The sequence below is a fragment of the Paenibacillus sp. FSL R7-0345 genome, assembly GCF_038595055.1.
Classification (GTDB): domain Bacteria; phylum Bacillota; class Bacilli; order Paenibacillales; family Paenibacillaceae; genus Paenibacillus_AQ.
In genome coordinates, this window is the sequence record NZ_CP152002.1 from 2,143,564 (window position 1) to 2,156,909 (window position 13,346).

11 protein-coding genes and 2 pseudogenes are annotated in these 13,346 nt (G+C 43.5%); 7 read left to right on the top strand and 6 right to left on the bottom strand.

What is annotated here, in order from left to right; all coding sequences use genetic code 11:
• Positions 1 to 54: 54 nt before the first annotated feature.
• Positions 55 to 690, bottom strand: a complete 636-nt coding sequence (locus NST84_RS08940; RefSeq protein WP_342565244.1) for a DUF4304 domain-containing protein — start codon at positions 688 to 690, stop codon at positions 55 to 57.
• Positions 691 to 748: 58 nt separating this feature from the next.
• Between NST84_RS08940 and NST84_RS08945 the strand changes: the two genes are divergently transcribed.
• Entirely contained in the window at positions 749 to 1,171 is a 423-nt protein-coding gene (locus tag NST84_RS08945) for a hypothetical protein (RefSeq protein WP_342565245.1), read from the top strand.
• 76 nt (positions 1,172 to 1,247) lie between these two features.
• Here the strand turns inward: NST84_RS08945 and NST84_RS08950 are convergent, their stop codons facing one another.
• Entirely contained in the window at positions 1,248 to 1,568 is a 321-nt protein-coding gene (locus NST84_RS08950; RefSeq protein ID WP_342565246.1) for a hypothetical protein, read from the bottom strand.
• Positions 1,561 to 1,857 carry a hypothetical protein gene (locus tag NST84_RS08955; protein WP_342565247.1) on the bottom strand — a complete coding sequence of 99 codons (297 nt, stop codon included), beginning with the start codon at positions 1,855 to 1,857 and terminating at the stop codon, positions 1,561 to 1,563. The genes NST84_RS08950 and NST84_RS08955 overlap by 8 nt, the downstream gene beginning before the upstream one ends.
• 119 nt (positions 1,858 to 1,976) lie before the next feature.
• On the opposite strand from NST84_RS08955, the gene NST84_RS08960 reads away from it, so the two are divergent.
• From NST84_RS08960 to NST84_RS08980, 5 genes are all read left to right on the top strand, one after another.
• The gene (locus tag NST84_RS08960) at positions 1,977 to 2,723 is read left to right on the top strand and encodes a hypothetical protein (RefSeq protein ID WP_342565248.1); all 747 of its coding nucleotides are present in this window, start codon (positions 1,977 to 1,979) and stop codon (positions 2,721 to 2,723) included.
• A 28-nt stretch (positions 2,724 to 2,751) separates the two neighbouring features.
• Positions 2,752 to 3,810 carry a hypothetical protein gene (locus tag NST84_RS08965; RefSeq protein WP_342565249.1) on the top strand — a complete coding sequence of 353 codons (1,059 nt, stop codon included), beginning with the start codon at positions 2,752 to 2,754 and terminating at the stop codon, positions 3,808 to 3,810.
• Positions 3,811 to 3,922: 112 nt separating this feature from the next.
• Positions 3,923 to 7,174 (top strand): type I restriction-modification system endonuclease, encoded by a 3,252-nt coding sequence (gene hsdR / locus NST84_RS08970; protein WP_342565250.1) that lies wholly within the window; start codon positions 3,923 to 3,925, stop codon positions 7,172 to 7,174.
• 3 nt (positions 7,175 to 7,177) lie between these two features.
• Entirely contained in the window at positions 7,178 to 8,662 is a 1,485-nt protein-coding gene (locus tag NST84_RS08975; protein WP_342565251.1) for an N-6 DNA methylase, read from the top strand.
• Positions 8,659 to 10,122 carry a restriction endonuclease subunit S gene (locus NST84_RS08980; protein ID WP_342565252.1) on the top strand — a complete coding sequence of 488 codons (1,464 nt, stop codon included), beginning with the start codon at positions 8,659 to 8,661 and terminating at the stop codon, positions 10,120 to 10,122. The genes NST84_RS08975 and NST84_RS08980 overlap by 4 nt, the downstream gene beginning before the upstream one ends.
• A gap of 34 nt (positions 10,123 to 10,156) precedes the next feature.
• On the opposite strand, the gene NST84_RS08985 is transcribed toward NST84_RS08980, so the two are convergent.
• Together NST84_RS08985 and NST84_RS08990 are read right to left on the bottom strand one after the other, a co-directional pair.
• Positions 10,157 to 10,417: a hypothetical protein gene (locus NST84_RS08985; protein ID WP_342565253.1), complete on the bottom strand. Its 261-nt coding sequence runs from the start codon at positions 10,415 to 10,417 to the stop codon at positions 10,157 to 10,159.
• A 117-nt stretch (positions 10,418 to 10,534) separates the two neighbouring features.
• Positions 10,535 to 11,365, bottom strand: a pseudogene (locus NST84_RS08990) (SpoVR family protein); the annotation flags it as partial.
• Between the two features lie 312 nt (positions 11,366 to 11,677).
• Here NST84_RS08990 and NST84_RS08995 point away from each other — a divergent pair.
• Positions 11,678 to 12,245: pseudogene (locus NST84_RS08995) on the top strand (Uma2 family endonuclease).
• An 89-nt stretch (positions 12,246 to 12,334) separates the two neighbouring features.
• On the opposite strand, the gene NST84_RS09000 reads toward NST84_RS08995, so the two are convergent.
• Positions 12,335 to 13,345: a bifunctional glycosyltransferase family 2/GtrA family protein gene (locus NST84_RS09000; protein ID WP_342565254.1), complete on the bottom strand. Its 1,011-nt coding sequence runs from the start codon at positions 13,343 to 13,345 to the stop codon at positions 12,335 to 12,337.
• Between the last annotated feature and the right edge of the window lies 1 nt (position 13,346).

Consider the following 13,346-nt stretch of genomic DNA (forward strand, 5'->3'; position numbering starts at 1 on the left):
ATTGAGTTCAAATGCCTCTGTTATAGAAACGTTATTTATAATGTTTGTATAAGCTTAAGGCAGGTCCAGACCTAGTTTTCCAGCAATTTCAATTAATTTGAGCTTATAGTACGGGTTCCCATGTTCTATGCTTAATGCTTCAATCAGCTTTGCCTGTGCAGTTTCCTTGTGATCCAAAGAATAGTAAAGTATTATTTCGTCATGAATATTAGGTAAGGAACCAAAGATATCTTGTTCTTTGGCAACTTCTATTGCTTTAATTAATGAATCTGTTGACCGTAGCGGGTCTATGTATGGAAGTATATAATTGATCAAATCGCTTCTCAAAGACTCAGCAACTTTACTCATATTTGTTTCCGAAACAATATGATAATTAGGAGTATATCCACGGGGAGCTTTTAAATGCTGTATATTACCTCCAAGTATTGGTCTATGCAACGAGGAGTTGAACCAACTCTTAGGTAGTTCATATTGCATGAGGGCATAATAAGGTTTCGAGAATAATGCAAAGTCAATTGAAAAATCATAATAATCGGGTAAATTCCAACTTGAAGCTGCAAGATGCACGATCTGAACAACTTCAGGGTATTCTCTGACAAACACATTGTTTTTCTTTTTATAGCTCCTCTCCTTAAATAAGGGTGTAATACTTTCTGATAACATCATTTTATACATCTCTTTTGGCTTCATAAAATTAATATCACCTCAGACCGATATACATGGACTCATTTTAAAAGGAGGAGTTGTTGTGAATAGAAAATATTTGGTGATATCTTCCTTAGGTATTACCTTGTTACTTGTAGTAGCTATAGTTTGGACATATCTTGGGGGAGAGCAAAGAGAATTGGTGTATGTCTATGATGAAAGCATACTTCATGACTTTTGGATTGATGATTCAGGCTACGTCACCTTCAATTGCGACATAACTATAAAAAACAGAAGTAATACTGAAATGAAGTTTACCATGACGGCAGATGTATCGAAGGATATTGGATTGACAAAGGAAACCTTCGCCTATTCTTTCAAAGGTGATTCACAAAATTACGAAGTGTACAATATTGCCCCGAATTCCAAACAAACTTATAAAGTGGAGTTTAAAGCACTTAACGGTGATAAAAAGACTAAGATGGACAGACTGCCTCCGAAAGAAGTTATTCTCAGTCCACTATAAAGCAACAATTTTCACGAAAAGAGCCAATTTATTTAGAAATTCCATAAGTTAACCACGTTGTAGGGTGATGAGTCAGCTATTCATCATCAGGATCAATACCCCAAAATACATAATGAGATAAACCCGTATTTGCAAAGTAACAAGCATCCACATACACTTCACGTAGCTCATCATCAACCCTGTAAATAACAATTACGTTGCCAATCAATGTCCAATAATAGCCGTTAAATTCAAACCCAGGAAAATCCGATATTCCATCAGCTTTGTATTTCGGCTCATCGGCCAAGACAGATTTAGAGCGTCTAAAGACGTTCATGGGGTCAACCTTATATTCCTTCATTCGGGCAAGAGCTACCCTAGCGTAAGTGGTCCAGAGCACCTTGTAACGGTCAGTCATTCTGAACCTCTTTCAGTAATTGTGCAAACTCCTCTTCGCTGTCACTATATGTGGAAATTCCATTCTCTCGGTCATACTTGGCCTGACGAAGCTGGGAAAGAACGTATTCATCTTTGAAAATGACAGATGTCATTCTTTTCTTCTGTTCATCAGTAAATGCAGGTTCATCTTTCCTCTGAAGCGTAACGTTAAATCCGAAATTATCCTCGATCAATTGCACCAGATCTTTAAGTTCAACATAAGGTTTGCCTCGAAAGCTTTGCTCCAGTTGTTCCTTTGATATGGACATTTCATTCACCGCCTTTTGCTCATTATAACATAAACCAATAGCAATCTAATTGTGTTAACATTACATTAATTAACATCTACGAGTCCAAATAAAATCTAAATTTTCTGAGGAGATGCAATATGGAAATAAAAAATCGACTTGGATTAAATATTTCTAATTTGACGGACTGGTTTCAACATGCTCCTCCAGCAAAAGGTGAAGCACATTGGGTAGATGGTAGAAGTGCGAAGGAACTTGCAAAGGCATGGACTCAATCGGGTGCTCCTACAGTTCCAAAGGAGTTGGAACGCTTGATAGACTCACATCAAGATATTAAGGGTTTAATTCCCGAGATAGCCATACCTGAGTGTGAAACTAAATTGGACGCCTTCAACGGCAATGGGCGTAAACATGATTTGATTGTATATGGAAAAACATCCGATAAAAAAACACTAATTTCTATTGAAGCAAAAGCTGATGAACCATTCGGAGAAGTTATCTCTAATCTGATCAAAAGATATTCAACCAATCCAAGAACAAAAGTACCTGAACGAATAAAGCAATTAGGTCTTTCTGTTTTTGGAGATAAGGATTTTGGACATATCCGTTATCAGTTACTTCACGCCGTTGCTGGAACATTAATAGAGGCCCGCATAAACAACTGCGGTCAGGCAGTATTTGTTGTTCATGAGTTCGTACCATCGGGAATACATTCGAAAAAATCGAAACAAAACAATGAAGATTTGCAGACGTTTGTTGAGCTTCTTACGGATATACCATTAATTGAAGGACAACTCATTGGGCCTATCAAAGTAATTGGTGGTAATAATATTCCAAGTAACATTCCATTGTATATTGGAAAAATCGAATCAGCCATAGAAATTTAATATCAAAATAACAGAGAGGACTGATTCAATGAAAATAGAAATCGGAGAATCCTTGATGCTCTCATGGCTGAGACATGCAAAGAATTGTCAGCTTGTTCAATTGAACTGGAAGCCATCCGTGAAGTCTTGGGAAATTTATAACGAAGCCGTTGTTGAAAGTATGATGAAAGATTCAGACCAATATTTTAAAGAGAAATACAGCCTTGATTTGTTCAAACAAAATAGTTCATTCTCTCAACTACTCCAACAAGCTGAGATTGATGCTCTGGGCTTAGAAGTAGGAGGGGAGAATGGTGTTCAAAACATATATGGTATTGATGTAGCTTTTCATGAGAATGGCTTGAATTACGGCTCCAAGGAAGAAACGATATCCAGAGTACTGAAGAAAATGATTCGCACTGCTATGGCGATTCATGGCTACTTCAATTTGAATGCTGGAAATATTATATTTGCTGCTCCAAAAATATATGGTGCAATACGTGAGCCGCTGCAACTCTACATAGCCGAACTCCAGGAGCTGTTCCATGCAAAAGGTTTAGATTTTCGTTTTGAGCTTCTTTGCAATGAAGACTTCAAGGAGAAAATCTTCAATGTGGTTACAGCCTTATCTAATTCTGTGTCTGATACTTCGGAGCTGTTTATGCGAAGTATACAAATGTATAATCTTTTTGCAGATGATAAGCAGAGTATAGGGAAGTCGATAAGCACAGTTAAGATTAAGAAAATGCCAGCCGATTTTAAAGGATCTGAGGAAATAAAGATTGGTGCTTTGGTTAGATCCAGTTTTGAGCGACTAATTGCAGATGATCTATTAACAGAGCACGAGGTTGAGCGGTTGCAGCGACTGGACTACGCCAAGAGGACATTTAATATCACTTATCCTGTATTGAAAAAAGTCGACCCTACCCAATCTTTAATCGAACAACGAAATATTAACGGACGGCCGAGATTCTACAGTGATCCATATTCGATCTATGGTTATGATTATCTATTATGTAATCATTGGGTGGAGAACCTCAGCAGAAGTTATTTCGATGCCTGGCTAAGACGTATAGATGAAACAAATGTAGGGGGGGACTCAATTTGAGTCCTCATTTTTTTATACTCTCCTTGTATTTAGACATGTTATTATGGACTTAGGAATATTTTCCTATGAATCATTTTACATTTTAAGAATAAATCATCCAGAGGTGAATGGAATGAGTAACAGCAATTTCACTTTCTTGTCGAACCATTGGAATATTCTCTCCAATCTGGCCGAAATGGCCGAGCGGAACGTTTATATTGACCCTAATACTTCCTTGATCAAGCTTCGTATGTTCGGGGAGACGATAACGAGATACATATGTGCTTTTGAGGAACTGCAATATCCAGAGCGAGCGACTCAGGACGATAGACTTAGGCTTTTGAAGCAAGAAGATCTCCTGACGCAAGAGCTGCTGGATATCCTCCACGCTATTCGCATGATTGGGAATAAAGCTAATCATGCTGAAGGAATTTACGGAACTCCAGAGGAAGCCAAAGCTTTGTTAAATATGGCCTTTCGCTTATCCGTCTGGTTTATGCAGGTGTATGGGGAGTGGGACTTTGTAGCCCCAGAATATATCGAACCTTCTAAGGTAGAGGATTCACAGAATCAGGAGCAACTTCAGTCACTAGCCGCTTCTTATGATGCGAAGGTACAGTATCTGGAACAAGAATTGCAGAAACTTACTCAACAGCAAGATTCCAAAACCCCAGACGAGAAGCAAAAACGCCATACGAAGGCGAGACAACTGGGCAGTGCTCTTAAGCTTACTGAAGCCCAGACACGAATCATTATTGACGAGAAGCTCGTTCAGGCTGGATGGGAGGCAGATACATTACAAATGCGTTTTAGCGCAGGGACTCGTCCTGAAAAAGGCAGGTACCTCGCTATAGCCGAATGGCCTCTGAAAAATGGGTTTGCAGACTATGCTCTTTTTTATGGAATGGAATTTATCGGTATCGTTGAGGCTAAACGTCAGAGCAAGGATGTTCAAGCCGACATTGAACAGGCGAAAAAGTATGCCTCTTATGTAGTTAAGCACGGTGAAGAAATCATTCATGGCCCATGGGGAAATTATCAGGTACCGTTTTTGTTTTCAACGAATGGGCGTCCCTATCTGAAGCAGCTTGAGCATAAATCGGGAATATGGTTCTTAGATGCACGTAAGTCTACGAATCATGCCAGGGTGCTGCAAACCTGGTATTCACCTGAAGGGTTAAAAGCTCTTTTACAGCAGGACATAGATAAGGCGACAAAGGATCTCAGAGATGAATCGCTGGATTACCTGCATCTGCGGGAGTATCAAGAGAATGCGATTTTGTCAGTGGAACATGCGATAGAAGCAGGACAGCGCAGAATTCTGGTAGCCATGGCCACAGGTACAGGTAAGACAAGAATGGCCATCGGCTTAATTTACCGTCTGATCAAACATAATCGTTTTAAAAGAATACTATTCCTCGTTGACCGTTCAGCGTTAGGCCGTCAGGCTGAGGCGGCGTTTAAAGATTCCAAGCTGGAGAGTTATCATTCGTTTACCGAGATTTTTGAGCTTCAGACGCTGGATGACAAGAAACCGAATGTGGAAACGAAGGTTCAGATTGCAACCGTTCAAGGTATGGTGAAGCGGCTGTTTTATAGTGAGGATGCTAAGGGCATTCCTTCTGTAGACCAGTATGATTGCATCATCGTGGATGAGGCTCACCGTGGTTACACGCTGGATAAGGAAATGAGTGAGATCGAACTGGAGTTTCGTGATCATGCCGATTATGTGAGCAAGTATCGGAAGGTACTGGATTATTTTGACGCTGTGCGAATCGGGCTTACGGCTACACCAGCTCTTCATACGGTTGAGATTTTTGACAAAGCAATCTTTAACTACTCCTACCGTGAAGCTGTCATTGATGGCTATCTGATCGACCATGAGCCCCCCGTCCAGTTTGAAACGGAACTGAAGAAGAACGGCATCAAGTGGCAGATTGGTGAGGAAGTAGCTGTATATAATGTGGACCTGGGAACCGTGGAAAAAGAAATGCTGGAAGACGAGGTCAACCTCGAAGTAACCCAGTTCAATAAGACGGTGATTACGGAGAATTTCAATCGTGTAGTGCTGGAGGCGCTCACTGAATATATCGACCCCGAAGCGGATGGTAAGACCTTGATTTTTGCGGCAACGGATGATCATGCGGATATGGTGGTTCGGATTTTCAAGGAAGAATTGGAGAAGGTCTACGGCCTAGTAGATGATGGAGCCATTCTAAAAATTACAGGTTCGATTAAAGATCCGCTGCATGCGATTAAGCTCTTCAAAAATGAACGGCTGCCGAACATCGTTGTCACTGTGGATCTGCTCACAACGGGGATTGATATCCCGAGTATCTCTCATGTAGTGTTCCTGCGGCGGGTTCGCTCTCGTATCCTGTATGAACAAATGCTGGGACGGGCTACCCGCCGCTGTGATGAAATCGATAAGGATCATTTTATGATCTATGATGCCGTAGGCATCTATGAGTCGCTTAAGCCCTATACAGACATGAAGCCTGTTGTGACTAGACCGCAGGTGAGTCTGGATCTCCTGGTCGATGAGCTGAAGCAGATGAAGAGTGAGCATCATATCAAGTCGCATCAGGAAGAGATTGTGGCCAAGATGCAGCGGAAGAAGCAGAGCTGGACGCCTCAGGATCATGAAGATTTCAAAGCTTTATCAGATGGGCAGACTATTGATGAGTTCATAGATAAGGTGAAGAAGGCAAGTGCTGAGCAGGTTAGCGAAGCTTTATTAAGCAAACCACAATTGCTGCTGTTTATTGAAGAGAACAAAGGGCGGCATAACCGCCAGTTCATCTCGGATCACAAGGATAAACTGATCGGAGTTACACGTGGTTATGGGGATGCCAACAAACCAGAGGATTACTTGGAAGGGTTCAATGGCTTTATCCGCGAGAATCTGAACCTGATCCCAGCGCTGAACATCATCTGTACCCGCCCGAATGATCTGACCCGTGAAGAACTGCGGAAGCTTCGTGTGGCCCTGGATCAGAAAGGTTTTACCGAGAAAAATCTGCAAACCGCTTGGCGCGATGCGAAGCAGCAGGACATTGCCGCAGACATCATCAGTTTTATCCGCCAGCAGGCACTTGGTGATCCACTCATCAGTCATGAAGAACGGATCGAGAATGCCATGAAGAAGATTTATGAGATGCGAGTATGGCCGAAGGTGCAGAAGGATTGGCTGAAGCGGATTGAGAAGCAATTATTGCAAGAATCTGTTCTGGACCCGAATCCAGAAAAAGCATTTGATGTGGAACCTTTCCGCAGCAAGGGCGGCTATAAGCAATTAAATAAAATTTTTGATGGTCAATTGGACGAGATTGTTGCTACAATAAACGTTGCGCTATATCCAACCAGACAGAAGGAGCAAGCTTAAACCATGAGGAATCAGGAAATTGTACAAAAGCTTTGGAACCTGTGTAATGTACTGCGTGATGATGGCATCACGTATCACCAATATGTAACGGAACTCACTTATCTGTTATTTCTTAAAATGATGAAGGAAACGAACAATGAGGGGATTTTGCCTGAGCAGTATCGCTGGGATTCGTTAGAAGAGCGCCACGGCCTTGAATTAACCAATCATTACCGCCAACTGCTGCTTGATCTTGGTAAAGAGGGTAACGAGATCATTAAGCAGATCTATATGAATGCCAGCTCTAATATTGATGAACCCAAGAATTTGGAGAAAATTGTGCGTTCCATTGATCAACTTGATTGGTATTCCGCCAAGGAAGAAGGTCTTGGGGATCTTTATGAAGGATTGCTTGAGAAAAATGCGAGTGAAACCAAGTCGGGAGCAGGTCAATATTTTACGCCGCGTCCTTTGATCGATGTGATCGTAAAGCTGGTTGATCCGCAGCCAGGTGAGCGCTGTAATGACCCTGCCGCAGGTACGTTTGGATTTATGATTGCAGCGGATAGCCACATTCGGAGCAAGACTGACGACTACTTTGACCTGAGTGAAAAAGAAGCCGAGTTTCAAAGAAACGAAGCTTTCACTGGGGTTGAGTTAGTTAAGGATACGCATCGCCTGGCGATGATGAATGCTATGCTTCATGATCTGCATGGGGATATTATGCTTGGAGATACGCTTTCCGATCTCGGCAAGAGCTTGAAGAATTACGATGTAATTCTGACCAATCCGCCATTTGGTACCAAGCAAGGCGGAGAGGGACTCACGCGGGATGATTTAACGTTTACAACTTCCAATAAACAGTTGAACTTCTTGCAGCATATCTATCGGGCGTTAAAAGCGAACGGAAAAGCTCGTGCTGCTGTAGTGCTTCCTGACAACGTATTGTTTGAAGGCGGTGCGGGAGCGAAGATTCGAGCAGACTTAATGGACAAGTGTAATCTGCACACAATTCTGCGACTGCCTACGGGGATTTTCTATGCTCAGGGAGTAAAGACGAACGTTCTGTTCTTTACACGGGAGAAGACGGATAAGGATAGTACAAAGGACGTTTGGGTATATGATCTGCGGACGAACATGCCTAGCTTTGGGAAGCGGACTCCGCTGACCACAGCGCATTTTGATGCGTTTGTGGAGGCTTATAAAGCTGAGGATCGAAGTAGTGTGCAGGATGATAGATTTAATGTTTTTACTCGCGAGGATATCCGCAAAAAGGACGACAGTTTGGATATTGGTTTGATCGCAGATGAGTCATTATCTGCTTATGATAATTTGCCTGATCCGATTGATTCGGCGGAATTGGCGATTGCCAAGCTGGATGAAGCTATGACATTGTTGCTGGAGGTTGTGGCGGAGCTTAAAGCGGTAGATAACAAGCCAAAGTACGCTGCTGAGGAAGAGCAAGAGTTTCTTCAGGTTGCTGAAGCGCGTGGAGAGTATAACGTATGAGTAAGAATAAAGGGAAGACGGCGGAGGAATTGTTGCAAGAGGCTCTGGTGCCTGTGGGGGAGCAGCCTTATAATCTGCCTGTTAATTGGATCTGGGTAAAAAGTGAGTATGTTGCAAAATGGGGATCGGGAGGAACCCCATCGCGTAAAAATCCCGAGTATTATGGCGGAGACATTCCATGGATAAAAACTGGTGATTTACGGAATGGAATTATTACAGAAGTTGATGAATGTATTACGGATGAGGGATTAAAGAAATCAAGTGCTAAGATGTTTCCTAAAGATTCTGTAGCTATAGCAATGTACGGCGCAACAATTGGAAAGTTAGGGATATTAGGTTTTGATGCGACTACTAATCAAGCTTGCGCAGTGGGAGTTCCGTTATCAATAACAACGACAAAGTTCCTATTTTATTACTTCTTATCTCAAAAAGATGAATTGATAAGTTTGGGTAAGGGAGGAGCACAACCTAATATATCACAGCAAGTCATTAAGCAATTCCCTTTTGCATTACCTCCATTAGCAGAGCAAGAACGTATTGTACAAAAAACTGAAAAACTCTTGAATAAAATCAATCAAGCCAAACAACTAATCGAAGAAGCTAAGGAAACATTTGAAATTCGCCGTGCGGCAATTTTGGATAAGGCTTTTCGTGGAGAATTGACAGCGAAGTGGCGGGAGGAGAATTTAAGTAAAGCCACTGCGGGCTCCTTTCTCCAAAAAATTGATGAATTTAGGCAGAATAGCAAGACTAAAGTGAAAAAATCAAATGAGAATATCATGACTGAGCCATATAAACTTCCTGAAGGTTGGAGGTGGGTAACACTTGAGGATTTAATCCAGACCTCATCCTATGGGACATCGGCGAAAACAAATGATGATGACGATGTTCCCGTATTACGTATGGGTAATATTATTGACGGGGAATTACATTTAGATAATCTGAAGTACTTACCTTCCGATCACAAAGACGTAGAAAAATATAAGCTTGAAGAGTATGACTTACTGTTTAATCGGACTAACAGTTATGAATTAGTCGGCAAAACAGCCGTTGTTTATGGGCAAGCAACAAATATGACCTACGCTTCTTATTTGGTTAATGTTAGGTTGTTCTATAAGGAGGAAATTGCGGAGTACATTTGTTATTACATCAATGGACACTTTGGAAGGAATTTATTGCTTTCAATGGTTACTCAACAAGTAGGTCAGGCTAACATTAACGCGAGTAAGCTGGCTTCACTTATTGTTCCATTACCTCCTAAAGACGAGATTGTTGAAATTACTAATAAAATTAATTCATTAATTGAAATTGAACGATCTATAGTGAATTCATTGCAGCTAAAGAATGATCTGGATAAGTTAACTGAAGCTATTCTTTATAGTGCTTTTAGAGGGGATTTGGGTACGAATGATGCAAGTGAACCCTCAGAGATCAGCAAATTGTTGGAATTGAAAATTTAGTTTTATAAACTTATACTCGACTTCTTTCGGTAGTCTAATAATATTTTCCAATAACATCCCGCAAACCGCGAAGTGTTCGAATCTCAACCTTCAATTCTTCGTTTGCGGTATGCGACACTATCACGCCATCCTTAGATTGTAGCAACTCCTTAGTTGCTTCTTGAGGATCTTGAATGGCTCGAATCAGTGCGACTTCATCGACAAACTTGGTGTTTCCTTCTTCTGTATGAGATGCAAGGATTTGTAGCTTGACGTATTGATTGGAATAAAACTTCCGAACCTCTTCCCATTGCATGGCTGACACCTCCAATTGGGCTTGTCCCTATATTGTAGCAGAATATTGGCCATAAAAAAGCTCTCCAAAACGATGCTTATCGTTCCTGGAGAGCCTTTTTGCGTAAGCACCTTGAGGATACGAAGCCCAGCCTTCATTCATGATTTTCGTCTCCATCTGCGGCCAGAAATAGAGCATTTCATCGCGCAGCATGGTCATAATATCGCGCTGCCAATCCTCGAGAGTGGTCGAATATTGCTGGATGAACCAGACAATATCCTTTTCCGGCTCAGGCGGGAAGGCCCGTTTGGCGGCAACATCCGGCTCCTGGGGACCGGCTTTGGCCTGATCGAGCTTCCAGAGCTCGCTGTAGGCATTGTCCTCAGGAGGCTTGCCGGCCTGCACATCTTTGTTGGCTCTCATCTTGGCTTCCAGCAGATCGGTTTTGCCGAGCTTGCGCGGCTGGATCAGGCTGGGGTCGATATGCTCCTGGATGGCCAGCACCGAGTCAATGAACCGTTCCACCCGGTCAATGCCATAGGTTACCGAATAACCGGCGATCCGGTCGGCTGTGGCGGACATGCTCTCGACCATATCACGGTTGGACATGGAGAAGCGCATATTATTTTTGAAAAAATCGCAGTGGGCAAGCACATGGGCCACGATCAGCTTGTTCTGGATCAGGGAATTACCGTCCAGCAGAAAGGCATAGCAGGGGTTGGAGTTAATCACGAGTTCGTAAATTTTGCTGAGTCCGAAGTCGTATTGTGATTTCATTTTGTGAAACGTTTTTCCAAAGCTCCAGTGCCCGAACCGGGTAGGCATCCCGTAGGCCCCAAAGGTATAAATAATATCGGCAGGACATATTTCATACCGCATCGGGTAAAAATCCAGCCCGAACCCGGTAGCAATCTCCGTGATCTCGGCAATCGACCGCTCCAGCGCCTTGATTTCATCTTCACTTGGCATGATCCTACTCTCCTTCCAGCTTCCTGTTCTTTTAAAGTATATGGGCGGGAGGGGGAGAGTATGATGAGAGGCATATAGATGTCGCTTTGTATGAAGGAGAAACATTAAACATTACTACCGGGATCAGGGGATTTTCGTCCAGCTCATACCGCATCGGGTAAAAATCCAGCCCAAACCCAACAGCACTCTCCGTAATCCCGGCAATCGACCGTCATAGCCAGTCATCACACACTTATCATCAAAAATTAGCTCCTGCCGTTTACCCATGGTACAATTAGTAAAAACTCATAAACAAAAAGGAGGCCGAACACAGTGTCAAATCCGGTTGAAAAGAAAGTTTATTCCTATGTGGATTGGCTGACATGGGAAGGGAATTGGGAGCTAATCAATGGTACAGCTTACAATATGTCCCCTGCTCCGACGTCTTTACATCAGTTTATTGTAGGAGAGCTTCATTTTGCGCAGCGGACCTTTTTTCAGAACCGGAGCTGTTACGTGTTCGTGGCTCCTTTTGATGTATTTTTTTAGTGAAAGTGGAGAGTATCAGTCACCCGACCATATTACCCAACTCGATCTCTCAGTTATTTGTGCCAAGGACAAGCTATCAAAAAGTGGCTGTAACGGCGCTCCAACTCTAATCATTGAAGTGCTGTCACCTTCTACCGCACTCAAGGATTTTAATGAGAAGTTTAACTTGTATCAGAAGCATGGAGTACAGGAATATTGGATTGTTGATCCCGGAAACAGGACTGTTCACGTGTATACTATGGAGAATGGCAGCTACACGATACGTAATTTATATATAGAGCCGGAAATGATACAATCGGTTGTTTTCAAAGATTTACAAATTCCAACGGGCACACTGTTCAACCTTGAATAAATCAGCTTTATAAAAAATAAGAGCGGCATATCCCCCATTACAGGAGGTACGCTGCTCTTTTCTTTTAATCGGCCAAGCTTTGCCTAACCTCAATACACAAACCGCCGCTGCGCCCAGTAACTGAACACGAAGATCGATACCTCGGTCAGAATCTTCGCAACAGCCAGCGGGATGATCAGCTGCTCGCTGTAGAAGTAGAGCAGGCCGTAGTTGAACAGCAGCACAAGAACGACGAGTGAGAAGTATTTCGGGAGCGACTGGAGGCGCGAACGCTTGCCGCCGCTGAAGACATATCTCCGGTTCACAGAATAATTAAAGATCGAGCTGCACAGTCTCGCGGCGACTACGGACAGGAACAGATTGTGGGTCAGGCGCTGGAACAGGAACAGCAGCACGAAGTCGATCAGCGCCGACAGCAGCGATGAGGTGCTGAACATCAGGATCGGCAGATAGATCCGGAAGGAGTCGGCGAGCGGGCGGAAATGCGATGATTTGTTGTGATCCAGATACACCGTATCTATGAATTCCTCGGTGATGTCGTAGCCCTCCTTGCGGGCGGTCAGCAGCATGTTCATCTCATATTCGAACCGGTCGCCGGGAATCCGGCCCAGCCAGTCCAGCATGGACGGCGGGAAGCCGCGCAGGCCGGTCTGGGTATCGTAGATTTTGCCGCCTGTGGTGAGGGCGAACACTCCGCGGGTCACGGAGTTGCCGAAGCGGCTTCGCAGCGGGATTTTACCGCTGAAGCGGCGGCTGCCCAGTACGATTCCGGGCTTGCTCTGGCTGTGCAGCAGCTCAACAACCCGCTTGATGTCATGGGGCAGATGCTGTCCGTCGCTGTCTGCGCAGACTACATAGCCCGGCAGCCCTTGTTCCTGGATGTAGCGGAATCCGGTCTTGAGCGCCCGGCCTTTGCCGTAATTCACAGGATGGGTAAGCACAGTACAGCCGAATGCTTCAGCTGTCTGGAACAGCCCCCGGTAAGCGGGGCCGCTGCCGTCGTCGACAATGAGAATCGGGCCAAGCCCGTAATCCTGCAGTTTAATGATCAGGTCAAGCAGGCGGTCGTCAGGTTCATAGGCTGGAATTAGTATAGTCATA